We start from the raw sequence: 24,270 nt of genomic DNA, 5'->3' as shown, positions 1-24,270 counted from the left end.
AGGCATTGCGATAATCGAACATATGTACGAATGCTTGGACCTGTTTTCGCCTCCTACGCGGGAGTGGTTCAGGCGTGCGTTTGCTGCGCCCACGAACGCCCAGCAAGAGGCTTGGCCGCATGTCAAAAGCGGTGAACATGTCCTGGTCGTCGCGCCTACCGGTTCCGGCAAAACGTTGGCGGCTTTCCTGTCCGCCATAGACGGGCTGATTGGCAGGCAATTCGTTCAGCACGCAGAACCTGCCGCCAGGTCCAAGGCGGACAAATCGGATAAGCCGGGCAAAAGAGAGGAATCATCGGATTGTTCCGATAAGTCTGACAAGTCTGGCAAACCGACGGCTAAGGCCAAAACAGGCAGGCCGGGTCGTGAGGGAAAGATTGAAGGCGCGACGAAGCCTGGTGTCAAAGTCCTGTATATCTCGCCGTTGAAGGCTCTGGGAGCCGACGTTGAGCGCAACCTGCGGGTGCCGTTGGAGGGCATCGCCGCGCAATGCGTCGCTGACGGTATCGACCCGCCTGACATCGACGTGGCCATCCGTTCGGGGGACACCACGGCCAAGGAGCGCCGCCGCATCGCCGCGCATCCGCCGGATATCCTGATCACCACTCCCGAGTCGCTGTATCTGCTTCTGACCTCGAAGGCCCGGCGCATCCTGAAAAGCGTCGAGACCGTCATTGTCGACGAGGTGCACGCGCTTGCGGCCACCAAACGTGGGGCGCATCTGGCGTTGAGCCTGGAACGGCTTGACCTGCTGACAGGCCGGAAAGCGCAAAGAATCGGGCTTTCGGCGACGGTGAACCCGGCGAAGGAAGCTGCGTTTTTCTTGGGCGGAGACCAGCCTGTCACGATTGTCGATGCCGCCGACCCTGTGCATATGGATTTGAACATCGTCGAACCCGTCGCGGATATGGGGGCGCTGGGCACCGCCTGCGATGATGAGGGCGGGTTCCATGTTGGAGGCGTCGGTGGAAAATCCGCAAAGCCGGGTGTAGGATCTGCAATTCATAGCGATGGCGGTTCTCGTCGTATTAGCGGCGTCACACCCGCCATGCGTGCGTTGGCAGAAACTCAGGAAGACTGCGCAGGCCGGAACGGGAATAGTGACGATGCCTCGAATCATTCGAATTCCCTGGCCAAGCAAGGCGATTATTCCTCGCCGACTGCCTCTGCTTCGCACTCCATCTGGCCGGCCGTCGAGCGCAGCATTTTGGACGAGATTCTTAAGCATCACAGCACGTTGGTGTTCGTCAACTCGCGCGGACTGGCTGAACGATTGACTGCACGTATCAACGACCTATACGCCGAAACTGAATGTGGGGTAGAAGTCGATAATCGTTCCTACGGCGACGGCAAACATTACGATTCCGTCGTCGGTTCCTCCAGTGCATTGGTTGGCTCGCATTCAAAGTCCGAGGCCATCGCCATGGCGCATCACGGTTCCGTTTCCAAGGAACGGCGCAAGATCATCGAGGACGACCTGAAACATGGCCGTCTGCGTTGCGTGGTCGCCACCAACAGTCTCGAGCTCGGCATCGATATGGGTTCGGTCGACATGGTCATTCAGGTAGCGCCGCCGCTGTCCGTCTCATCGGGCCTGCAACGCGTCGGTAGGGCGGACCACCGTGTCGGCGGCGTCTCCCACGCGCTGTTCTACCCGTTGACCCGGCAGGAGTTGATCACCTCCATGGCCACCGTGGAAAGCATGAGACGCAGTGAAATCGAGCCATTGGCTGTACGCCATAACCCTCTTGACATTTTGGCGCAGCAGACAGTTGCCGCGGCGGCGATGGACGATCTGAAAACCAACGATTGGTATGCGGCTGTCCGTCGAAGCGCCCCGTTCGCCACGCTTTCACGCGACATGTTCGATGCGGTTGTCGGTATGCTGACCGGTGCCTACAACTCCGAGGAGTTCTCGGCTTTCAGACCTCCGCTGCAACTCAATGCCGAACAAGGCATTATCTCCGCTCGTCCCGGAGCTCAGCGTCTTGCCGTCACCAGCGGCGGCACCATTCCCGACCGCGGCACCTACACTGTCGTCCTGCCTGAGGCCGATGCCGGTTCGGGGCGCAAGAAAGTGGGGGAGCTGGACGAGGAGATGGTCTACGAATCCCGCGTGGGCGACGTCATCACACTCGGCACCTCCACCTGGCAAATTGACGAGATCACCAACGACCGCGTGGTGGTCACCCCGGCTCCCGGACGAACCGCGCGGCTGCCGTTCTGGCACGGGGAAGGGCCTGGCCGCGACGCGGGATTCGGGGCGTTGCTGGGCGCGTTCGTCCGCGAGATCGGCAACGGTCTGATATCGGCATCGGCCTCAGTTTCAGTTTCGCCTTTGCAATCATCGCAATCTGATAATGACAACGCCGAGCCTCATTTCGATGCCGCCACCGAGCAACGCCTGCGCGACAATGGTTTGGACGATAACGGCAGAGCCAACCTTGCACGCTTATTGGCCGAACAGAAGGCTGCTACCGGCGCATTGCCGACCGACAAAACCCTGGTCATCGAACGGTGCCAGGACGAGGAAGGCGACTGGCGCGTCATCCTGCATTCGCCGTTCGGTCGTCGTGTGCACGAACCATGGGCGCTCGCCATTACCAACCGGCTCAAGCGCAAATACGGCTTCGACGGACAGACCTACGCCACCGACGACGGCATCGTGGTGCGTCTGCCCGAGCAGGACAGCCATGTGGGAGCCGTAGAGCTCTTCCAGTTCGACGCCGACGAGTTGCTGCGAGACGTGGAGGAGGAGATCGGCGACTCGGTGCTCTTCGCCACTCGGTTCCGCGAATGCGCCGCTCGTTCGCTCTATATGCCGAGGATGAACCCCGGCAAACGTGTACCGCTGTGGCAACAGCGTCTGCGCGCCTCGGAGCTCTTGGCCGCGGCGAAGACACAGCATAATTTCCCGTTGATTTTGGAAACCGTCCGCGAATGCCTGCAGGACGTCTACGATTTGCCCGCATTGAAGCGGCTGATGACCGATATCGATGACGGCAAGATCGAAATCCATGACGTTGAAACGCAAAGCCCGTCGCCGTTCGCGCAAAACCTGCTCTTCGGTTTTGTAGGATCGGTGATGTACGAATACGATTCACCCCAGGCCGAACGCCGTGCTTCGCTTCTTGCGATGGATCCGGATGTCTTGGAGGAGTTGCTCGGAAGCGGCCATATCGCCGATGCGCTCGATCCGAAGGCTATCGCACAGGTCGAAGAGGAACTGAGCCATCGGCAGTTCTGGAACGAACTCGAGCCTGATGACGTGGCAGGCCGAATGGTGCGTTTCGCCAAAACGCATGGGCCGTTCAGCGCCGATCAGGTCGTCAAAGAACTCGGCTTGGACGCGGCCACGGCGGTTCATGAGCTCGATGATCTCAAAGCTCGTGGTGTGCTGATGGTCGGAACATTCGTCAACGGTATGCCGAGTCCGCAATATCTGCACCGCGAAGTCTTCCGTCGCATCCGCTCGCGCTCGCAGACATTGACGCGCAAGTCTCTCAAACCTGTAAGCGCTGAAATCTATCAATCGTGGCTGCTGGTGAGGCAGGGGATTGGTGCAAAAGCCGACGGTTCCGCTTTCGAACATATGCCGGATGATTATCAGACTGTCGTTGACCAAGATGGAATTGACGATGAAGCAGAAGATATTCGGCCGGACTCTCAAGTTGTCTGGCCGCGGTTTGCCGGAGCGGACGGCCTGTTGCGCGTCATCGAACAACTGGAAGGCATGCCGTTGCCTGCGGCGATGTGGGAATCGTCGGTGTTCCCAGCTAGAGTGCCGGACTTCAGCCCGTCAATGCTGGACGAGCTTCTTTCGGTCGGCGAGGTCATTTGGATGGGTTCCAAGGATGAAAGCTCATCCGCTAGTCCTGAGTCAGCCACAAAGCCTGGCAAAATCGCGTTCTATCTTACTGGTTCTCCCTTGCTGAGCAATGTCAGTAACGATGGTGATGATCATAAAAATTCGGCCGATAACGGCATCATGGCTGCATTGGGACTTGGCGGTTCCTATCGTGCGGAACAGCTGGAAGCGCAATGGCGACTTCATGACGGTGACCAACCTCAGGAGGTTGTGGACCCTTTGACCGGAGAAATACGAATGTCATCTGCTGGTGACTCCGGTTTCGAACGTGCAGTGTGGTCGTTGGTGTGGCGAGGGCAGGTCACCAATTCGTCGTTCGCTTCGGTTCGCGCATTGCTGCAAAATGGCAGCGGCTCTCAAGCTTCGCGTCATTCGTATGCAAGAGCGTCGCTCAGCCGTCATCGGCTATACGGCCGTGCGCGGGTCGAGCGACGTCCGCAATTGCCGGGGACGTTGGCGGGATTATGGTCGGCTGTGCCGCAATCTCAAGACGTAAAGCCGGAGCAGCGTGCCATCGCGCAAGTCGAGACGTTGCTCGACCGTTATGGCATCATTGCCCCGCCGTTGATGGATATGGATCCGGGAGACTTAAGTTTTTCGGATATCTATCCGGTTTTGAAACAGATGGAAGCCACCGGCACGTTGGTGCGCGGCATGTTCGTTCGCGGTCTTTCCGCGGTCCAGTTCGCCGAACGCACCACTATCGACCAATTGCGCCAGTGGCGAGTACAGAACGCTCCGTTCGCGGTGGCGCTCGATGCTGCCGACCCCGCCAGCCTTGTCGGTGGGGCGGTTGCATGGCCGTCGTTAGACATGTCCGACGATTCGGCAGATGTCGCCGAAAACAGCAGCGTCGAAGCCGATCAACAGAACGATTCGGTTGCCATTCAATCTGCCGACGTTGACGCTGCTGAAGCGATAAGAGATTCACAGGCAGATGAGAGGCAACGCGATATAAGCAAGTCGTCGGTTTTGTTGAACGATACTCTGTCTGCTAATGCTACCGTTGGATCCGCGCGTAAACGTGGAAAGCCGGTCCAGCCTCGGCGTTTGGTCGGTTCCATGGTCGTCTTCATCGAAGGCAAGCCAATACTCTACGCCATCCCGTCCAGCCATCATCTCCTGTGTTTCGATGCCACCGATTTCCAATTGCAGCGTGCCATCACGCAATTGGCCGATACCTTGCGCTCACAGTATGCATCGGGCCTGCGGTCGGGCAACAGACGTGGCAGCGTCACCTTCCGTGATGTCAACGGCGAGCCTTTCACCGCCCTGAATCACTACACACAGTTGCTACGCACCGCTGGTTTCACGCCGTCGCCGCAGGGAATGAAACTGTATCGATAGTCAAAGGCAACAGGCCGGTACCTCAACGGACGAAATGAAAAAGTCGTCTGGTTGGTGATAGTATCGGTCTTATTCTGGTACATGCAACTGGTGGTGTGTGTATCGTAACCGACACCGTGATCTATTAAGGAAGATGATTGTGGTGTCGAAGATTCCGCTTTCTCTCGAAATTATATTTTCTCTTGCAACGGCCAAAGCCCGTGTGTCAGGTAACGACGATTCGGCCGTCACCGCCGAGAAAATGACTGCCCGCACACCCAAGGTGGCCAATGATGACGAGTGAGGATCGTGGCTATCCGTTGCTGATTGCCGTCGTCGTCACCGGGATGACGACCTATATGCTCTATCCCTTGCTGACCGTCCAGCTGCTGAAACTCGGCTTCAGCGCCGCCGACGCCGGTCTGATCCTCGGAGTGCTGTCGGGAGTCGGCCCGTTATGCTCGTCGCTCTGCGGAACGGTGATGTCGAAAATCGGCGCGAAGCCCGTTGCGGTCGCTGGCCTCGCCCTGCGTGCGTGCGGATTGGCGGTTTTCGCCACGAACGCCACGCTGTTTGTGTATCTGGTGTGTTCTGCGGCGGCATCGCTGGGAAGCAGCAGCGCCAGTCTGGCGGTCAAGACTGAGCTGATGCGCCGGGCCACCTCGCGCAGGATGGTGACGTTGCGCTCGATGGCTGTCAATTCCGGTGCGTTGGTGGGTCCGGCGATCGGCGCAGGCCTGTTCGCGTTGCTGGGGTTCAGGCGTCTGGTGTTGGTTTCGATTGCGTTGTATGCACTCCTTGCGCTGCTGATGATATTGCTGAGGTTCAGCCCGCCGGAAGATGAGCAGGCCAAGGTCTCGCCAGAAGATGTATCCGCTGGGCGCGACGAGCGTGAGCAACGCCGGAAGAAGCTGTTCAGCCGAGACAGTGCTTTCCCGATTCTGCTGGTACTGACGTTCGTCTATTGGACCGTCTACGCGCAGTGGTCGTTGGTGGTGCCAATTGGTTCCTACGCGGGGTTCCATACGCAGACCGCGTCCAACGCGATCTATATGGGCAACGCGGTCTTCATTCTCATCCTGCAATATCCCTTGCTCGTCCACACGCTCGGCAAGGTGAAGGATACCACGATCCTGCTGTTGGGATTCGCGTCGTTTGTCATCGCATTCGGCGCGTTGTTGGCCCCGAGCGGTGCGCTGCAGATTGTGGCATTCGCCGTGGCCTTCAGTCTTTCGGAGCTGTTGATCAGCCCGACGCTCGACCTGCTGACAGGCAGGATTCGCGTGGCGGGTTCCATGCTCTCGCGCGCTTACGGGTGGACCGGCACGTTTTCCGGCGTCGCGTCGCTGGTCGGTTCGTGGCTCGGCGGATGGCTTATCGACGTGTGCCGCGGTATTTCCGGGGTACCGCTTTTCTGTCTGCCGCTGGTGGCTTGTGCGCTGTTGTTGATTGTCCTGTTCAAAAAGAAGGAGCCCTCGCTATGATGCATTTGTGCTTTCCGGTTTCGCATATCGGCGCGATGCAATAGCAATGTTAAACGGTTTAAAGAAAATAATAAATGGCCGCAGTCAAGATGGAAATTACAGACTGCGGCCATTTTAATCATCTATTCGTTCTATGCCACGAACTCGATTGGTGCGGGCAGATCCACTCCCGAGGCGTCACGACGCATGTCAGGCTTTGGCAGCTCGACGGGGGTGCCGCCGGACGTGCTGGCGTAGAGGGGATAGGTGCCGATGGCGGCGCAGGTCAGCGTGTTCTGGCCTTTGAGGAAGCGCTGCGAGCGGACACCACCGGTGCCGCGACCCTTGGTCGGATACATCTCCAGCGGGGTCACCTTGGCTGCACCTGTCTCGGTACCGGGCAGGGACGCGTCATCGCCGGCAACGGTGAGCACGACGGCTCCGGAGGCCGAATACAGCCCGTTCTCGCCCTCGTCATAGGTCCAGGCGATCTTGCCTGCCGGTACGACGTTGAAGGCGACGACATGCTGTCCCTCGGCCAGTCTGATGCCGTTCATACCGCCTGCGCTACGGCCTTGCGGACGCACCACCTTGGCCTCGAAAGTCAGCAGCGAGGAATCGGAGGAAATGAAGACGATACGGTCATCGTCGGCGGCGGGAGCGGCGAATACGACGGCGTCCCCGTCCTTCAGATCGATGACGGGCCAGGAATCCATGGTACTGGGCGATTCGCGGTTCCAGCGCTTGACGATGCCGTTGCGCGTGCCGATCGCCAGCGGGGTAGTGGCGGCGTCGGTGTCGGATGCCTTTGCGGCATCTGTGTTCCCGGATTCGGTCTTGCCGGAAACGTCGCCGATGGCGATGGCCGCCACGACGTGCTCGCCGGCAACCGGCTCGGTACTGGTGGTCATGCCCAGCAGTTCGTCGGCGTTCACCCCTCCGGAAACGCTGAGGTTCTCACTCGCTGGCAGGTTCGGCAGGTCCGCGACATGGGCCAGAACCAAACGTCCCGCGGAAGTGATGAGCCCGTAGCTGGAAAGCGTCGTCGAAGCGAAGATCGAAACGATCTGGTCATCGTGTGCGCGTTTGCCGTTTGCCTCGCGAGTCTGCCAAAGGTCGACGGCGCTCGGCGAGGTACGGGCGATCAGCCCGGTGGCGCTTAACATGACGGCGCAGGGTTCGTCGTCGAGGCGCAACGCGGCGGTGGCTTCCTCTACGTTGCCGGCCTTCTTGGCCTTCTTTGCGGCTTCGACATCTTGAGCTGCCTGGGATACCGTATTCTCTACGCGGATGGCGGCCAGAGCAGAGGAGTCCGGGTTGGCGTTGGCGCCATCGATGGCGGAGCTTGAGGAAGCCAGGGAACGCACCGGCGTCAGGCTGCCGTCCTCGTGGCGTTCCAACAGCACGGTGCGTCGCGGGTCGCCCCATTTCTCGACGGCCTCGTCCATTTCGGAAACGATGACCTCGTCAAGGCGTTCGCCGGAAGCGAGGATCTCATTGAGACCCTCGATCTGCTTTTTGAGATCATCCTGTTCGGCCTCGAGTTCGATGCGGCTCATCTTGGTGAGCCTGCGCAGCCGCAGGTCAAGGATGTATTGCGCTTGGATCTCGTCCAAGTCAAAGACGGCCATTAAGCGCGTCTTGGCGGCGTCGGCGTTCTCCGAGGTGCGGATGACCTGGATGACCTCGTCGATGTCGACCATCGCCAGCAGCATGCCTTCGACCAGATGCAGTCGTTCCTGCGCCTTGCGCAGCCGGTATTCGCTGCGGCGGTGGATGACGTTGCGTCGGTGCTCCACCCAGACCTCGAGCATCTCTTTGAGGCCCATGGTGTGTGGACGTCCGTGGACGAGCGCCACGTTGTTCATGGTGAAGTTGTCTTCCAGCGGCGTGTACTTGAACAGCTGTGCCAGCACGGCGTTGGGGTCGAAACCGGTTTTGATCTCGATGACGATGCGTGTGCCGTTGTGCCTGTCGGTCAGGTCGATGGCACCGGAGACGCCTTCGATGTGGTGGTTCTTCACACCTTCCGAGATACGTTCGAGCACGCGTTCGGGGCCGACCATGAACGGCAGTTCGGTGACGACGATGGCCTTTTTACGGGCCGTCACGTTTTCGATGTGTGTGGCGGAACGGGTGGTGAGCGTTCCACGTCCGCTCTCATAGGCTTCGCGGATGCCGTCTCGACCGATGATGATGCCGCCGCCTGGCCAATCCGGTCCGGGCACATAGTCCATCAGCTGCTCAAGCGTGGCGTCGGGATGCTTCATCAGGTATTTCGCCGCCGCGACCACCTCGCCGAGGTTGTGGGTGGCCATGTTGGTGGCCATGCCCACCGCGATGCCGGAAGCGCCGTTGACCAGAAGGTTCGGGATGGCTGCCGGCAGCACGTCCGGTTCTTTGAGCTTGTTGTCGTAGTTGGGGGAGAAGTCGACGGTGTCCTCGTCGATGTTCGCGTTCATGCCGAGCGCTGCGGGCGCAAGCCTGGCCTCCGTGTAACGAGAGGCCGCCGGCCCGTCGTCAAGCGAGCCGAAATTGCCGTGTCCGTCCACCAGCGGCAGACGCATCGCGAACGGCTGGGCAAGGCGCACCATGGCCTCGTAGATGGAGGAGTCGCCGTGCGGGTGCAGCTTGCCCATCACCTCGCCGACGGCGCGAGCCGACTTCATATAGGGTTTGTCGGGGGTCAGGTTCATCTGGCCCATCTGGTAGATGATGCGTCGCTGCACCGGCTTCATGCCGTCGCGCGCGTCAGGCAGTGCACGCGCGTAAATCACCGAGTAGGCATACTCGAGGAAGGATTTGCTCATCTCATCGTCGAGTGGCGTTTCGACGATGTTCTCCTTGACCGTGTGCGGGTCATAGGATGGTTTGGCCGTTTTGCGACGTTGAGCCATACTGAAAAGCACCTCTATCTGTTAACAAACAATCCGTCTCATCATATCGGTTGCCCTCGTCGAGGGCGGACCGGCATTGTTGATGAAGCAAAGACCTTGCGGGTCCGGTTTTCGTCGCGCAGTGATTCAATGGGAATATGAGTGTTGAAGTCGAGCCTATGGACGAACTGCTGGAATTCCGCCAAATCGATGCTTATGGCAGCAGTCGTCATATTTCCGCGGTTCTCCCCGCTTTGAGCGCCGCCATCGGGCACGCGATGCCGACAGCCATCCATCCCGATCCGGAGGGTGCGAGGGCAGCGCTGGGCTTTCCTGAAACCGATTCGGCGGTCATCGTCTTGGTGGATGGCCTGGGCTTCTGGAATCTGGCCATGCGAGCAGGGCACGCTCCGTATCTGCGTGGTCTGATGCACCAGGAACGTAACGCAGCGCCAATCGCCACCTGCATTCCCAGCACCACGCCGATCGTCATGGGGGCTTTCGGCACCGGCACCTGCCCGGGCATGACCGGCATGACCGGTTTCACCCAGCGCAACGAGCAAACAGGGGGAGTGGGCCAACTCATCAGTTTCGCCGGTGCGCCGGATCCGGAGGACCTGCAGCGCCAGCCTACGGTTTTCGAGCGTCTGGTTGAGGCAGGTGTGCGTGTGACCAGCGTGGGCCTGCCGAAATTCGCTCATTCGGCGCTTACACGGGCGGCCTTGCGAGGCCCTGAATATCAAGGTTCCCGCCATGAGGAGCTTCGCGTGCGTGCCGCGCTCAAAGCCGCCGCCAGACCAGGGATTACGTATTACTATCTTGACGATGTCGATAAAGCAGGTCATCACTATGGTCCGTTCAGCGAACAATGGGCGACCGCGCTTGAAAATGCTGATGGGCAGTTGCAGGCATTGAGACGAGGATTGAAGCCCGGGACCCTGATGGTCGTCGTTGCGGATCATGGGATGGTGGAAGTCGATTTTGACAAGCAGATCGACATCGCGAATCGCGATGAACTGACACATGACGTTGCATTGGTCGCAGGTGAGCCTCGTATGACGATGCTCTATGCCGAAGAGGGTGCGGACGTCGATGCCATGGCCAGACGTTGGCGCGAAGAGTTGGGTGATTGCGCACGGGTATTCACGCGTGACGAAGCGATTGAAGACGGTTTGTATGGCAACGTCGAAACTCGCATCAGACCATTGATCGGTGACGTGGTCGTCTGTGCCAAAGACAATGTCACGATTGTCGATTCACGTACGCAAAGCGAAGGGTCGATGGGCCTCAAAGGCGTTCACGGATCCCTGACCCGTCTTGAACGAGAGATTCCGTGCCTGATCGATGTCGCCTGATTGATGGTGATGTCCTGTTTTGTGAGACGATGATGCCTGCCAGCCGAATATCCGATCAGGCTGACAGGCATCACTGCAATAGACATCAATGCAAGAAAGCGAGAAATATCATTCTCCGAACAGAATCTCGTCCCAACTGGGCACAGCGGAACGTCCCGATTTGCGCTTGCCGTGTTTGTGATCGTGGTGTTCGCTACCGTTGTTGCCGTCTTTCGCCGTCTGATTGCGTTCGTCGGCAAGTTGGGCCGTGTCGGAATGGTCGGTTCCGGGCTGTTGCGGCGACTCGTTGCCGAGTACGCTGAAGGTCTGCGACGGCGTTTCGTTGGTGCGGTCGGGCAGCGGTAGCGACATGGCATCCGCCGGCACGCTTGGCGTCGCCGTCATAGACGGGGTTTGAGGATTTGTTGAAGTCGACTGTCGGCCTATGGTTGGTGCCGGGTAAGGCAGGGAGACGGAACCCATGGCGACGGAATTGTCTTCGGCGTTGCCGTCGGAAACCGGATCTGCGCCAGAACGGGGCTGGGAAGTCTCGGGCTCCTCATGTGTCTGTTCCTGCATGGAGGCCACGGTGCTGGCGATTCGCGCGGAACGCACGGAATCACCGGGCAGGGCCTGCGATGCGGCAAACGTCGACGCTGCCATCGCGTCATTGTCATCGCTTCTAGCCGACGATGCCGTTGCGTTCGTGGCGGTGCCTTCGGTGTTTTCCTGCGTTTGCCCTGAGCCGACGACCTGAGCGGCTGCATCCGACGTCTTCTCGCCGGTACGTTCACGTTGAATGCTGGTGTCCGTCTCGCCGAGCAGTATCTGCGCCGCCGTGTTCTGGCATTCGACGGTGTTGTCATGCATATTCCACGTCCATTCGGCACGTATGCGATTGCGCTGGGTGCTGAATGTCGCCGTAATCAGCCAAGGTTCCCTTCCCCGGCGTGTCGCGCCCCACTTGACGGATTCCATGCCGATGCGGGCGGCGGCGAGCGTACACGCGATGAGATCTTCGACAGAGTGGACCTTGCTTCCTTTGGGTGCGGAAACGGCAAGGAACTGTTCGATGGCGTATTGCTTTTCCGTCTCGACCGCGGCGGAAAAACGTCGTACCAACGCCTGGCTCAGACCGTATTTCTCGGCCACTTTTTCAGGCTGCGCGCCGGCTCTGATCAGTGCCTGAATGCTTGATATTGGTAGGGTTTGCGCCAGTCCTGGATTATTGATTTCCTCGGCCTCGCTAAGTATTTGGCGTGCCTCGAGAATGGCATGCTCCAACGTGTCATCCACCGGTATCCGGAACTTCAATCCCTTCGAAACGAACACCAGCTCGCCATCCTCGTCGACATGGTCGAACCGAGCATCCGTAACTGAACTGATTGACATGCGAGCACCACTTTCCTACAACAATAAAACTACAAGAATTTTACTTTATTCCATTATGTCCCTCGTGTCGTACTTTACGAATTTGCGAAATCGTGTATCCTTTTGCCCGTAAAAGACATTTAGAGGTGCCAGCCATCGGTAGCACATACCGAGAACCAAAAGAAAGGAAGGCGAAATGGCCCAAGATTATGATTCCCCTCGCAACAAGGACGAGGACGAGGAATCCCTTCAGGCGTTGAGTAAAAGCAGCAGGGACTCCGCCGAGGACATCGACGACGACGAGAACGCCATCGCCGAGGATTACGAGTTGCCCGGTGCGGATTTGAGCAACGAGGATTCCTCGGTGACCGTCATTCCCATGCAGGGAGACGAGTTCATCTGCTCGGAGTGCTTCCTGGTCAAGCACCGCAGCCAACTTGACCATATGGGCCCCGACGGCCCGGTCTGCAAGGAGTGCGCCGCCTGATGGCCTATGCCGAAAGCTACAACGAACCGGAAAACGTCGAAGTGCTCCTGAAGGCCGATGCCGACGGAAACGTGCCTGCCCTGCGTTATGCGCACGCGGGTGATGCGGGTGCCGACCTGACCTGCACACAGGACGTCGAGCTCAAGCCGTTCGAACGCGCCTTGGTGCCGACGGGCGTCTCGATCGCGCTTCCCTGCGGCTATGTCGGGCTGGTGCATCCACGCAGCGGATTGGCGGTCAAGTCGGGCGTGACGGTTTTGAACGCGCCAGGCACCATCGATGCGGGGTACCGCGGGGAAATCAAGGTGCCGCTGATCAATCTCGACGCCGAACATACCGTGGTTTTGCACGCAGGCGATCGTATCGCGCAGCTGGTCATCCAACGTTACGTTGAGGCGCGGTTCGTCCCCGCGGCAACGCTTCCCGGCAGCGATCGTGCCGAGCGCGGGTTCGGTTCCACCGGGTTGGCGAGCAGATAGCGACGCTCCGTCCTTTAATCAGATAGAATGAAACCAGAGATACGGTGATGGGAGCGGGCATGGGCGATACGGTTTCTGACAACAATTCGGCGAAGATGCTGGGCTGCGAGATCAGCACGGACCCGCTCGACCCGTTGCAGCCCATCGTGCGCGCCTGCCGTGCCCATCACCCGGATGCCGACCTTGCTATCCTTGAGCGCGCCTATCGCCGTGCCGTCTGGCAGCACCGCACCCAGCGTCGTCGTTCCGGCGAACCGTATATCATCCATCCGCTGGCCGTCGCCCAGATTCTGGCCGACCTCGGCATGGGATCGTTGGTGGTCGCCGCAGGATTGTTGCATGACACCGTCGAAGACACCGATTACACGCTCGATCAGTGTCGTGAGGAATTCGGCGACACCGTCACCGGTCTGGTCGACGGGGTCACGAAACTGACCCGCATGGAGGTCGGCGACTCGGCGCAGGCCGAGACCATTCGCAAGATGGTTGTGGCCATGAGCCGCGATGTGCGTGTGCTGGTCGTCAAATTGGCCGACCGCCTCCATAACGCACGTACCTGGCGCTACGTCAAACCGGCCAATGCCCAGCGCAAGGCTCGGGAGACGCTTGACGTCTATGCGCCCCTTGCCAACAGACTCGGCATGAACGCCATCAAGACCGAACTTGAGGAGCTGAGCTTCAAAGTCCTCTATCCCAAGATCTACAACGAAATCGTCGTGCTCGTCAACCGTCGTGCCGGCCAGCGTGACGTCTACCTGAAGCAGATAGTCAGCGAGATCAACGAAGACCTCGCCGACCAGCACATCAAGGCCACCGTCACCGGCCGGCCGAAAGACTATTTCTCGATTTATCAGAAGATGATCGTACGAGGCCATGATTTCTCCAATATCTACGACCTGATCGGCGTGCGCATCATCGTCGATACCATCCAGGACTGCTATGCGGCCCTCGGTGCCGTCCACGCCCGCTGGAGCCCGATTCCCGGCAGGTTCAAGGACTACATCGCCATGCCGAAGATGAACATGTACCAGAGCCTGCACACCACGGTGGTCGGCCCCGGCGGCAAGCCTGTCGAGATTCAGATCCGCACCTGGGACATGCACCGGCGCAGCGAATTCGGCATCGCGGCCCACTGGAAGTACAAGGAAAACGGGCAGGCCGGACGCAAGTTGAGCGAGCCCGACAAGACCGACAAGAAGCGCGAAAGCGAAGAGAACCAGGATCTGAGCGAAGCCGACAACCTCAAGTGGATCCAGCAGCTGGCCGACTGGACCAGCGAGACCCCGGACTCCGACGAGTTCCTCGGTTCCCTGAAAGAAGATCTGGGCAGCGCCGAAGTCTACGTCTTCACCCCCAAGGGCAAGATCATCTCCCTGCCGGCCAACGCCACCCCGATCGATTTCGCCTACGCGGTGCATACCGAGGTCGGCCATCGCACCATGGGTGCGCGCGTCAACGGCCGTCTCGTCCCGCTCGACACCGTGCTCGAAAGCGGCGACACCGTCGAGATCCTGACCTCGAAATCAGAAACCGCCGGTCCTTCGCGCGACTGGCTGAGCTTCGTCAAAAGCCCGAAGGCGCGCAACAAGATCCGCCAGTGGTTCAGCAAGGAACGCCGCAGCGAGGCCATCGACGAGGGGCGCGACGAGCTCACCCGCGCCATGCGCAAGCGCAACCTGCCGGTCTCGAACCTTCTGACGCCGCAGGCGTTGGTCGGAGTGGCCGACGAACTCAATTTCGACAACGCCGACGCCGTGTTCGCCGCTATCGGCGATGGCCAGGTCTCCACACAGAACGTCATCTCGCGACTGGTCAAAGACGCCGGGCAGGACGAGGTGGAAGAGGACGTCGAGCAGGAAGCCCTGCCTTTAAAGCACGTCGAGCGCCGCCGCGATACCAACAAGCTTGGCATTTCGGTCAAGGGCGTGGAAGGCGTCTGGGTCAAGCTGGCCCGGTGTTGCACGCCCGTCCCCGGAGACAAGATTCTCGGTTTCATCACCAAAAACGAGGGCGTATCGGTGCATCGCGCCGATTGCCAGAACATGCTCAATCTTGAGAAGCAACAGCCCGATCGCGTGGTCGAGGTCGCCTGGACCAGCGCCAAGGGCCTGTTCATGGTCAAGATCCAGGTGGAGGCGCTCGACCGGCCGCACCTGCTGACCGACGTCACCCAGGTGCTTTCCGACCATGGTGTCAACATCATCAGCGCCACCGTCGCCACCGGCTCCGACCGCGTGGCCACCAGCCAGTTCTCCTTCGAGATGGCCGACCCGCAGCACATGAACACGCTTTTGAGCGCGGTGCGCAAGATCGACGGCGTTTTCGACGTCTACCGCCTGACCGGCGCCAAGGATTCCGCTGTCCCGCACATGCGCAAGATGTAAGGGACGGTTTGCCTTTCTATTAGGTCCCTGCAAGTGTGATTATCTCCGCGTCCATGGCAAATATGCAGAGATAATCACAAAAAATGCTGCAAAATCGTGATTATCTCTGCATGGAAAGTGCAGATGCAGAGATAATCACGAAAATAGGTCTAAAAGTGTGCTTTTCTCTGTATATGCGCTCCGCACGACGTGATCGATGGTGAACTCGGATGAAAAGGGGCGGCGCACAGGAAGGTATGAATGCGAAATGCCACGCTGCTTTTGCTGGCGTGGCATTTCATGGGTTCGACGGATGACGGCGACTCTACTTCACTACTTCGACCGAGACGATGCCGGCCGGTTCCAGCGGCATGTCGTTGCCGTCGGTGGGCAGGTTCTGCAGGCGGTCGACCACGGACTTGCCGGCGTCATCCGCCACCTGCCCGAAAATGGTGTGGTGGCCATTGAGCCAGGGGCAAGGCACGGTGGTTATGAAGAACTGCGAGCCGTTGGTGCCATGCTGACGGCCGTCGCGTCCGCGGCGCAGTCCCGCATTGGCCATGGCGAGCTTGTAGGGTTCGTCGAATTTCAGGTCCTCGACGATCTCGTCGTCGAATTCATAGCCCGGGCCGCCGGTACCGTTGCCCAGCGGGCAGCCGCCTTGGATCATGAAGTCCTTGATGATGCGGTGGAAGGTCAGGCCGTCGTAGAAGGGCTTGTTCGACTTCTCGCCGGTGGCGGGATCGGTCCATTCCTTTTCGCCGGTTGCGAGGCCGACAAAGTTCTTGACGGTTTCCGGCGCTTTGTCGTCGAAGAGGTTCAGGACGATGTCGCCCTCTGTGGTATGCATGATTACATTAGTCATAGGTTTCATTTTCACACCGATTGAGGACTTGCCAGGTCGATAAGCCGATAGACTAAGGAACTCGCCGACTGTGCGCGATGTGCTATGGACTCAGCCTCTGGGAGGGGGCGGCAGGAATTGTCGTCATTGTGCGATTATTGTCCGCGTCATCACCAGAATCTATAAGGTATTAGTCAGTTCGGGCCGTGTTTGACTGTAATATTCGGGTATGGTAGCAACTGCGATTTATTACAGGGAGAATATATGACGTCATCCGGTATCCATCAACACGACGACACGGATATCTCTGAACTGCTTGCCGATTTTCAACGTTCGGATGAGGTGGTCAGGGTCAACCACACCCCACGCAACGTCATCATCGCCGTGGTGGTTGCGGCTCTGGTCGTCGGCATCGCCTTCTTCGGCTATCGTGGTTTCACGGCAAACCAGGCCGGAGCGGCCAAAGGGTCGCCATCCAACCCGGTCAAGATCGGCGTGGTCGGCGTCACCAACCCGGAATGGCCGATTTTCAAGTCCGAGGCGCAAAAGCAGGGCATCTATGTCGATCTGGTCGATTTCCAGGACTATACCTCCGAGAACCCGGCCGTGGACGCCGGCAATCTTGATTTGAACGAGTTCCAGCACATCCTTTACCTGGCCAACTACAACATGAAGAACCACAAGGATCTGCAGCCGATCGGCGGAGTCGCGGTTTATCCGCTTGGCATCTATTCCAGCAAATACAAGGACATCAAGGACATTCCGGCGGGCACCACCGTCCCGGTGCCGAACGACGAGACCAACCAGGCCCGCGCGTTGGGCGTTCTGAAATCCGCCGGCCTCATCAAGCTCAAGCACCGTTGGACCGCGTTCACCACGCCCGCTGATATCGACACTGCCGACTCCAAGGTGAAAGTGGCGCCGCTGAAGGCCGAACAGGTCGCCAATGCGCTGAAGGATCCGCAGGTATCCGCCGGCGTGGTCAACAACGACTATGTCAAGGACGCAGGGCTCAAGGCCACCGACGCGATCTATCAGGACAATGCCGAGAGCAAGGAGGCCCGCCCCTACATCAACATCTTCGCCTCCCGCGCCGCCGACGTGAGCAATCCCACATACCTCAAACTCATCAAGATCTTCCATTCCAAGAAGGTCTCGGACGGGGTCATGAAGAAGTCCGACGGCAGCGCGTCGCTGGCCGGCAAGTACAGCGCCGCCGATCTGCAGGGCTTCATGAAGGACATCGAGAAGGACGCGGCGCAGGCCAAGTGATGCCCGTCGACAGACGGTCAATAGGATTTGAACGGGCCCGGACAGGGCGTGCAAACAACGAAATGCCGAGGTGAAAACAGGAACATGGCGGAACCAATCATCGAGCTTGACCATGTGGTCAAGGAGTTCAGGGCGAAAGGTGCCCGAACGTCGACCCGTGCCGTCGACGACGTGTCGTTGAGCATCGACAAGGGCGACATCTTCGGCATCATCGGCTATTCGGGCGCGGGCAAGTCGACCTTGGTGCGCATGATCAACGCCTTGGAACGCCCGACGTCCGGCACGGTGCGCGTGCTCGGGCAGGACATCACCTCCTTGGGTGAGTCGTCGCTGCGGCCGCTGCGTCAGAAGATCGGCATGATTTTCCAGCAGTTCAACCTCTTCTCCACCAAGACGGTGGCACAGAACGTCGCCTATCCCTTGGTGCTCGACCATTGGCGCAAGGACTATCTGGAGCGTCGCGTCAACCTGTTGCTGCGTTTCGTCGGCCTTGCCGACCAGGCGGACAAGTATCCTTCGCAGCTTTCCGGCGGCCAGAAACAGCGTGTCGGCATCGCTCGCGCCTTGGCCACGAATCCCGAGATCATCCTGGCCGACGAGGCGACCAGCGCCCTCGACCCTGAGACCACCGGCGAGGTGCTCGACCTGCTCAAGCAGGTCAACCAGGTGCTTGGCGTCACCATCGTGCTGATCACCCATCAGATGAACGTCGTCCAGCAGATCGCGAACCATGTCGCGGTGATGAGCGATGGCAAGGTGGTCGAGCGTGGAGACGCCTACAGCCTCTTCGCTTCTCCCGAGCAGGAGGTGACCAAGCGCTTCATCGCCACGGCTATCTCGGGGCTTCCCGACGCCGAGCGCGTCGCCGACATCCACCGCCAGTGGGCCGGACGCATCGTCACGGTGCTCATCCGTCAGAAGGAGACGCGCAACGAGCTGAACGGTTCGTGGGTTTCCGCTTCCGGCCAGAACATCTCGGAGCTCATCTCCAAATACGCGATACCCACCAATCTGGTCTACGGCGGCATCGACACCGTGGCCGGCTCCGCCATCGGCGCGATGACCTACGAGCTGGCCGGGGACGCCGCCCTTGTCGAAGACTTCCTCGGCGAGCTCGCCCTGAACAGCGACGTCTTCGATTTCGGTACACGGCAGGCGCCGGTGGAGTACGGCGAGGCGGTGCTGCGCCCCATGCCGCGCAAGGCCGGCAAGGGCTCGGCCACGGCGGATGGCTCCGAGCAATCGAAAGAGCAGGCCAACGAAACGCACAACGGGGGAGAGACACGATGAACGCTATCAGCGCTATCAACAACACGGCTTCCGGCGTCGTGACCTTGGCGTCGACGCAGGATTGGTCGGTGCTCAGGCCGATGCTTTTCCAATCCATCGCCCAGACACTGGAGATGGTGTTCGTCACGCTTCTTCTCGGCGGTATCCTGGGCCTTATGCTCGGCGTGGTGCTTTACGGCACGCGCCCGGGCAACCTGTTCGCCAACGCCACGGTCTACCGGGTGCTTGACATCATCGTCAACATCGTCCGGCCCATTCCGTTCATCATCTTCCTGGCGGCGATGCAGCCGTTGACCATCAAGGTGGTAGGCACCTCCATCGGCACCATGGCGGCGATCTTCCCGATGGTCATCATGGCCACGTTCGCCACTTCGAGGCTGGTCGAGCAGAATCTCGTACCCGTCGATTCCGGCGTCATCGAGGCGGCCCGGGCCATGGGTGCCTCCAAATTCACTATCGTGCGCACCGTGCTGATCCCCGAGGCGCTCGGCCCGCTCATCCTGGCCTACGCCTTCCTGTTCATCTCGATCCTCGACATGTCGGCCATGGCCGGCTACATCGGCGGCGGCGGACTCGGTAATTTCGCCATCGCCTACGGCTATCAGAAGTTCGATCCGACGGTGACCTGGACCGCGGTGATCATCATGATCGTCCTGGTTCAGGTGGTGCAGGCCATCGCCAACATGCTGGCCAAGCGCATTCTCAAGCGTCAGCAGTAACGAAGGCGCGGAATCGTCATCTCTACATGTTGATGATGTTTGATGATGTTTGATGATGTGATTAAAAGCGGTACAGAGTAAGAGATTAACGGAAATGAGGTTGCTATGACGGATCAGACGGATCAGACGGTTCATATCGATATCAAGGATGATCTGATCGCCATACGTCGTCATCTCCACGAATATCCGGAGCTGGGTTTCAAGGAATTCGAGACGACCAAATACCTCCGAGACCAATTGCAGTCGCATGGCATTACGGTGCTTGACACCACGTTGGAAACCGGTTTGGTGGCTGAAATCAAAGGAGACAATCCGGGGCCTCGTATCGCCCTTCGCGCCGACATCGACGGATTGCCGGTTTGTGAGCGTTCCGGTGTGGACCGTCCTTCCAAAAACGAAGGCGTCATGCACGCCTGTGGCCACGACATCCATATGAGCGGTTTGCTCGCGGCAGCCTTCTGGTTAGCCGAGCACAGCAATCGCATCCGAGGCTCGGTCGTGATTCTCTTCCAGCCGGCTGAGGAGACCAGCGAGGGCGCGCAACATGTCATCGCCGCAGATGCGTTGGGCCATCTCGACGCCATCGTCGGCACTCACAACAACCCCGACTATAAGCCGGGTCAGATCGCCGTCGGGGAAGAGCCCATGATGGCCGGCTGTGTGCGTTTCCGCGTCACCTTCAACGCCGACGGCACCCATGGTGCCTATCCCGAGGCCGGCACGGGCCCCATGGAGGCGATGGCCTCGACCATTCTGGCATTGCAAGGCATCGTGAGCCGTAACGCCTCTCCGTTCCGGCCGGTCGTGCTGTCGGTTACTCAAGTGCAGGGCGGCGACGTCTGGAACGTCATCCCGGCTCATGCCGGTTTCATGGGCACCATTCGTTATTTCTATCAGGACGACGGCGATCTGGTGGCCCGTCGATTCCGCGAAGTGGTCGAATCCACGGCTGCCGCGTACGGCATCACTGCGGATATCGTATACGACACCGTTGCCGGCCCTCTGGTCAGCGACGCACATCTGGCGCAAGTCGTCGCGCGTGACGTTCCCGATTACGCCGAGCTCGCGCCCATCAAGCCGTCCATGGCCGGTGAGGATTTCTATAATTACGGCGAACTGGCTCCCATGGTCTTCGCGTTCATCGGATCCAACGGGCAGCCGGGCCGTCATGGCCTACACAACCCCGAGTTCGTCGCGCTTGATGGGGCCATCAAACCCGCAGCGGAATTCTATGCCAACGCCGCGTTGCGTCTGGGGGATGAATGGAGTCATCGCTGAGCGCTGCTCTGCCACGTTTGGCTCATTGGGTATTTCTCAGCCACACCAGCGGATATGATGAAGACATGACTCAACTACGTTTCGCTTTGGCCCAGATCGACACCTGCGTGGGTGACCTCAACGGCAATGCCGCCACCGTCCTGCAATTCAGCCGGATGGCTGCGCTCAAGAAGGCTCAGGTCGTTGTTTTCCCGGAAATGACCCTGACCGGCTACCCAATCGAGGATCTCGCATTCCGGGCCACCTTCCGCAAGGCCGCTGCCGACAAGGCCGACGAACTGGCGCAAACCTTGCAAAAAGAAGGTTTGGGCTCGCTTTACGTGGTGGCCGGAACTGTCGGGACCTCCGAGGCGAGTGACGTCGACGGCAAACCGACCAACCGCTTGGTGGTATTGCACGAAGGCTCGGTCTTCTCGACCTACGACAAGCATTTCCTGCCCAATTACGGTGTGTTCGACGAGTTCCGTATCTTCGAGGCCGGCCAGCATTCCGTCATTCTCGATATCGAGGGCGTGAAGGTCGGCGTCGCTATCTGCGAGGATATCTGGCAGGACGGCGGGCCGGTGGCCGAGCTGGCTGAACAAGGCATCGACGTGTTGCTGACGATCAACGGCTCGCCGTATGAGGAAGGCAAAACCCATACGCGGCTTGATTTGGCCGTCAGGCGTGCGCACGAGGTCCATGCCCCGCTGATTTACTTGAACCAGGTCGGCGGGCAGGACGACCTGATCTTCGACGGCGGCAGCTTCGTGGTCGATGCCGACGGCACGCTTGTCGAGCGCTCGCCGATGTTCGTCGAAGACCTGAGTTATTTCGATTTCGATTCCGCGGCCGGCCATCAACAGGTCGGCACGCTTGCCGCATTGCGTGACCCCGATGAAGAGGTCTATGCGGCCTGCGTTCTGGGGCTTAAGGATTATATGGCCAAGAACCATTTCACCGGTGTCGTGCTCGGCCTTTCCGGCGGCATCGATTCCGCACTGGTGGCCGCGATGGCGGCCGACGCGGTGGGCGGCGAGCACGTGCAGGGCGTCTCCATGCCGAGCATGTATTCCTCCGACGGCTCCAAGGACGATGCGGCCGACCTGGCCCGCAACATCGGCGCCAAATACGACATCCAGCCCATCGAGCCGTTGTTCAAGGCGTTCCAAGGCCAGCTCGAGCTCGACGGCATCGCCGCCGAAAATTTGCAGGCGCGCATCCGTGGCGTCATCGTGATGGCCTATTCGAACTCCAAGAACCTGCTGGCGCTCGCCACCGGCAACAAGTCCGAGCTGGCCTGCGGCTATTCCACGATTTACGGCGATGCGGTCGGCGGCTACGCCCCGATCAAGGATTTGCTCAAGACCCGGGTCTGGGAGCTTTCGCGTTGGCGCAACCGCGCGGCGGCCGCGGGTGTCGGCGTCGGAGGCCTCAAAATCGTAGGCAACGAAAACGGGGGAGCGGGCGTGCCGCTCAAAGACGGGGTGATGATCCCGGTCTCGAGCATCGAAAAAGCCCCCAGCGCCGAGCTGCGTCCCGGTCAGAAGGATTCCGATTCGCTTCCGGAATATGCGCTGCTCGATCAGGTCCTGGCGGCCTACATCGAGAAGGCCCACGGTCGTGCCGATCTGCTGAAAGACGGTTTTGACGAGGGTACTGTCGACACGGTGATGCGCTTGGTCGACCGTGCCGAATGGAAGCGTCGCCAGTATCCGCTCGGTCCCAAAGTCACGTCGTTGGCGTTCGGTCGTGACCGTCGTCTGCCGGTGACCAGCGCTTTCCGCGAATAGACGTGGTGTCGGGCGGAAACACGGCGGTTTGCCGGTTCCCATGTGCTCTAATCGGCAGAGCGAAAATCAGTGATCGCGCCCACAATATCGGCGAAGACAGAAGCGGCTTGCATTTGGTGGTGCCAACTGGTTATCATTATGCTTTGGGCGAAGAAGTCTGTCAGAGACCGTCAGCCCGCGAGAAGAAAGATACTACCATGAGCAATCCGATGCCTCAGCCCAATATTCCGCTCCCCTCGATTCCGCAGCCTTCGGGTTCTCCCGTTGGAGGCGTTCCCGCGCCGTCTTCCCAGCCTGGTACGGTGCCGATGCCGCATGCGATGACCGACCCGCAGGCCGGCCAGCCGCAATTCACCTCGCAAAGCAATCAGAATTTCCAGCCGATTCAGCCTGTTGCGCAACCGCAGCAAGGCCCGGGCCGGCAACCGTTCAATGCTCCTGTTTCGCCGGAATTTCAGCAGCAGGAGACTTCGCAGTTTAATGACGGACAATATCAGCAAGGACAATCGGCGTACGCCACCTCGCAGCCGGCACCGCAGAATCCTCCGATCGATCCCACGGTTCAGCAATACCAGCCCCGATACGACGTCCCGGTTCAGACCGGCATGGCGCCGGTCGGTCAGCTTTATACCGGGCGCAGTCTGGTCAAGTGGATTCTGCTCGGCATCATTACCTTGGGCATTTACAATATCGTCATTATGACTGGTGCCACCGATTCGCTCAATACCGTCGCCGGCCGTTACGACGGCAAGAAGACGATGCATTACTGCCTGCTCTACTTCCTGGTCGGTCCGATTACTTTGGGAATCGCCTCATTGGTCTGGTACCACAAGATGAGCAATCGCATCGGCGATGAACTGCAGCGTCGCGGCTATGCCCGTGAACTCTCCGCTTCCGATTTCTGGCTTTGGGATTTCCTCGGCTCCCTCATTATCGTCGGTCCGTTTATTTATTTCTACAAATATCTGAATGCGATCAACACACTCTGCGCCGACTACAACCAGCGTGGCTGAGCTTGTCGGCTACGCCTTCGGACGAGCCGAAGCGACGTGAAACCGATCCGGGCTAAGGTAAGAAAGACCATGTTGCCGATAGAGGGGAATTGCGATGGTCGATGTTAGGCAAGACACGAATGATGATGAGAGCAGACAATGGTATTTCAATACGGCAACGGGCAAGCCCGAGTTGGGCAAGCTTTCGCCCGTAGGCCAGCGAAGTGGTCCATACAAGTCCCGAAAGGATGCGCAGGACGCTTGGAAGATCGTCAGGGAACGCAACCTGATCTGGGATGAGCAGAACCGTAAATGGAATGCCTGGGACAATGATTCGGATGATGCCGAGTCGGAAAACCAAGAGGCATGATTGCCGTTCTTCGGTGGGGAACCAATAACTGGTCAATATTCAAGTATGGATATATTGGCCAGTTTTTTATCCCTTGATATAAAAAGTGACGTACATCACATTTTTTTGAGTTGTTGATACGTCAAATTCAGAATCGGCTGTAATGCCCGCAACCGTTGTCGTTATT

General features: G+C 59.3%; 16 protein-coding genes and 1 pseudogene. 14 read left to right on the top strand and 3 right to left on the bottom strand.

Annotation, left to right across the window (positions count from 1 at the left end; all coding sequences use genetic code 11):
- Positions 1 to 22: 22 nt before the first annotated feature.
- The 3 genes and pseudogenes from OZX75_RS04180 to OZX75_RS04170 form a co-directional block, all read left to right on the top strand.
- Positions 23 to 4,588: pseudogene (locus OZX75_RS04180) on the top strand (DEAD/DEAH box helicase); the annotation flags it as partial.
- Positions 4,589 to 5,348: 760 nt separating this feature from the next.
- Positions 5,349 to 5,498, top strand: a complete 150-nt coding sequence (locus tag OZX75_RS04175) for a hypothetical protein (protein WP_277147186.1) — start codon at positions 5,349 to 5,351, stop codon at positions 5,496 to 5,498.
- Entirely contained in the window at positions 5,485 to 6,678 is a 1,194-nt protein-coding gene (locus tag OZX75_RS04170; protein ID WP_277147185.1) for an MFS transporter, read from the top strand. Before OZX75_RS04175 ends, OZX75_RS04170 begins: the two co-directional genes overlap by 14 nt.
- Positions 6,679 to 6,809: 131 nt before the next feature.
- On the opposite strand, the gene OZX75_RS04165 is transcribed toward OZX75_RS04170, so the two are convergent.
- Entirely contained in the window at positions 6,810 to 9,554 is a 2,745-nt protein-coding gene (locus OZX75_RS04165) for a DNA gyrase/topoisomerase IV subunit A (RefSeq protein WP_277147183.1), read from the bottom strand.
- 137 nt (positions 9,555 to 9,691) lie between these two features.
- Between OZX75_RS04165 and OZX75_RS04160 the strand changes: the two genes are divergently transcribed.
- Positions 9,692 to 10,888 carry an alkaline phosphatase family protein gene (locus OZX75_RS04160; protein ID WP_277147181.1) on the top strand — a complete coding sequence of 399 codons (1,197 nt, stop codon included), beginning with the start codon at positions 9,692 to 9,694 and terminating at the stop codon, positions 10,886 to 10,888.
- Between the two features lie 108 nt (positions 10,889 to 10,996).
- Here OZX75_RS04160 and sepH read toward each other — a convergent pair whose 3' ends face one another.
- Positions 10,997 to 12,259, bottom strand: coding sequence for a septation protein SepH (sepH, locus tag OZX75_RS04155; RefSeq protein WP_277147179.1), 1,263 nt, complete (start codon positions 12,257 to 12,259; stop codon positions 10,997 to 10,999).
- A gap of 175 nt (positions 12,260 to 12,434) precedes the next feature.
- Between sepH and OZX75_RS04150 the strand changes: the two genes are divergently transcribed.
- The 3 genes from OZX75_RS04150 to OZX75_RS04140 are packed head-to-tail and all read left to right on the top strand — an operon-like array spanning position 12,435 to position 15,588.
- Entirely contained in the window at positions 12,435 to 12,725 is a 291-nt protein-coding gene (locus OZX75_RS04150) for a DUF4193 domain-containing protein (RefSeq protein ID WP_277147177.1), read from the top strand.
- Positions 12,725 to 13,204 (top strand): dUTP diphosphatase, encoded by a 480-nt coding sequence (gene dut, locus OZX75_RS04145; protein WP_277147175.1) that lies wholly within the window; start codon positions 12,725 to 12,727, stop codon positions 13,202 to 13,204. The genes OZX75_RS04150 and dut overlap by 1 nt, the downstream gene beginning before the upstream one ends.
- A 59-nt stretch (positions 13,205 to 13,263) precedes the next feature.
- The gene (locus tag OZX75_RS04140) at positions 13,264 to 15,588 is read left to right on the top strand and encodes a RelA/SpoT family protein (RefSeq protein ID WP_277147173.1); all 2,325 of its coding nucleotides are present in this window, start codon (positions 13,264 to 13,266) and stop codon (positions 15,586 to 15,588) included.
- Between the two features lie 304 nt (positions 15,589 to 15,892).
- Here the strand turns inward: OZX75_RS04140 and OZX75_RS04135 are convergent, their stop codons facing one another.
- A complete protein-coding gene (locus OZX75_RS04135) occupies positions 15,893 to 16,432 on the bottom strand; it encodes a peptidylprolyl isomerase (RefSeq protein WP_277147171.1) in 540 nt (179 codons plus the stop codon).
- Positions 16,433 to 16,675: 243 nt separating this feature from the next.
- On the opposite strand from OZX75_RS04135, the gene OZX75_RS04130 reads away from it, so the two are divergent.
- The 7 genes from OZX75_RS04130 to OZX75_RS04100 all read left to right on the top strand — a co-directional run bounded on the left by OZX75_RS04130 (position 16,676) and on the right by OZX75_RS04100 (position 24,104).
- On the top strand, positions 16,676 to 17,683 hold the full coding sequence (locus OZX75_RS04130) for a MetQ/NlpA family ABC transporter substrate-binding protein (RefSeq protein ID WP_277147169.1): 1,008 nt from the start codon (positions 16,676 to 16,678) through the stop codon (positions 17,681 to 17,683).
- An 84-nt stretch (positions 17,684 to 17,767) separates the two neighbouring features.
- Positions 17,768 to 18,973 carry a methionine ABC transporter ATP-binding protein gene (locus tag OZX75_RS04125; protein ID WP_277147167.1) on the top strand — a complete coding sequence of 402 codons (1,206 nt, stop codon included), beginning with the start codon at positions 17,768 to 17,770 and terminating at the stop codon, positions 18,971 to 18,973.
- Positions 18,974 to 19,053: 80 nt separating this feature from the next.
- Positions 19,054 to 19,692: a methionine ABC transporter permease gene (locus OZX75_RS04120; RefSeq protein WP_525930275.1), complete on the top strand. Its 639-nt coding sequence runs from the start codon at positions 19,054 to 19,056 to the stop codon at positions 19,690 to 19,692.
- Positions 19,693 to 19,797: 105 nt separating this feature from the next.
- On the top strand, positions 19,798 to 20,970 hold the full coding sequence (locus tag OZX75_RS04115; RefSeq protein WP_277147163.1) for a M20 metallopeptidase family protein: 1,173 nt from the start codon (positions 19,798 to 19,800) through the stop codon (positions 20,968 to 20,970).
- 65 nt (positions 20,971 to 21,035) lie between these two features.
- A complete protein-coding gene (locus tag OZX75_RS04110) occupies positions 21,036 to 22,742 on the top strand; it encodes an NAD+ synthase (RefSeq protein WP_277147161.1) in 1,707 nt (568 codons plus the stop codon).
- Positions 22,743 to 22,939: 197 nt separating this feature from the next.
- Positions 22,940 to 23,755, top strand: coding sequence for a DUF4234 domain-containing protein (locus OZX75_RS04105; RefSeq protein ID WP_277147159.1), 816 nt, complete (start codon positions 22,940 to 22,942; stop codon positions 23,753 to 23,755).
- Between the two features lie 94 nt (positions 23,756 to 23,849).
- Entirely contained in the window at positions 23,850 to 24,104 is a 255-nt protein-coding gene (locus tag OZX75_RS04100) for a hypothetical protein (protein ID WP_277147157.1), read from the top strand.
- The last annotated feature ends 166 nt before the right edge of the window (positions 24,105 to 24,270 follow it).

It is taken from the genome of Bifidobacterium sp. ESL0800, from assembly GCF_029395355.1.
GTDB lineage: Bacteria > Actinomycetota > Actinomycetes > Actinomycetales > Bifidobacteriaceae > Bifidobacterium.
The sequence above is the reverse complement of the archived record's forward strand: the minus strand, read 5'-3'. Positions and strand labels throughout refer to the sequence as shown.

What these genes read in the sequence shown, in the direction of transcription:
- OZX75_RS04175 (WP_277147186.1), top strand. Translation starts at nt 5,349, where the DNA reads ATGATTGTGGTGTCGAAGATTCCGCTTTCTCTCGAAATTATATTTTCT.
- OZX75_RS04170 (WP_277147185.1), top strand. Translation starts at nt 5,485, where the DNA reads ATGATGACGAGTGAGGATCGTGGCTATCCGTTGCTGATTGCCGTCGTC.
- OZX75_RS04165 (WP_277147183.1), bottom strand. Translation starts at nt 9,554, where the DNA reads ATGGCTCAACGTCGCAAAACGGCCAAACCATCCTATGACCCGCACACG.
- OZX75_RS04160 (WP_277147181.1), top strand. Translation starts at nt 9,692, where the DNA reads ATGAGTGTTGAAGTCGAGCCTATGGACGAACTGCTGGAATTCCGCCAA.
- sepH (WP_277147179.1), bottom strand. Translation starts at nt 12,259, where the DNA reads ATGTCAATCAGTTCAGTTACGGATGCTCGGTTCGACCATGTCGACGAG.
- OZX75_RS04150 (WP_277147177.1), top strand. Translation starts at nt 12,435, where the DNA reads ATGGCCCAAGATTATGATTCCCCTCGCAACAAGGACGAGGACGAGGAA.
- dut (WP_277147175.1), top strand. Translation starts at nt 12,725, where the DNA reads ATGGCCTATGCCGAAAGCTACAACGAACCGGAAAACGTCGAAGTGCTC.
- OZX75_RS04140 (WP_277147173.1), top strand. Translation starts at nt 13,264, where the DNA reads ATGGGCGATACGGTTTCTGACAACAATTCGGCGAAGATGCTGGGCTGC.
- OZX75_RS04135 (WP_277147171.1), bottom strand. Translation starts at nt 16,432, where the DNA reads ATGACTAATGTAATCATGCATACCACAGAGGGCGACATCGTCCTGAAC.
- OZX75_RS04130 (WP_277147169.1), top strand. Translation starts at nt 16,676, where the DNA reads ATGACGTCATCCGGTATCCATCAACACGACGACACGGATATCTCTGAA.
- OZX75_RS04125 (WP_277147167.1), top strand. Translation starts at nt 17,768, where the DNA reads ATGGCGGAACCAATCATCGAGCTTGACCATGTGGTCAAGGAGTTCAGG.
- OZX75_RS04120 (WP_525930275.1), top strand. Translation starts at nt 19,054, where the DNA reads ATGCTTTTCCAATCCATCGCCCAGACACTGGAGATGGTGTTCGTCACG.
- OZX75_RS04115 (WP_277147163.1), top strand. Translation starts at nt 19,798, where the DNA reads ATGACGGATCAGACGGATCAGACGGTTCATATCGATATCAAGGATGAT.
- OZX75_RS04110 (WP_277147161.1), top strand. Translation starts at nt 21,036, where the DNA reads ATGACTCAACTACGTTTCGCTTTGGCCCAGATCGACACCTGCGTGGGT.
- OZX75_RS04105 (WP_277147159.1), top strand. Translation starts at nt 22,940, where the DNA reads ATGAGCAATCCGATGCCTCAGCCCAATATTCCGCTCCCCTCGATTCCG.
- OZX75_RS04100 (WP_277147157.1), top strand. Translation starts at nt 23,850, where the DNA reads ATGGTCGATGTTAGGCAAGACACGAATGATGATGAGAGCAGACAATGG.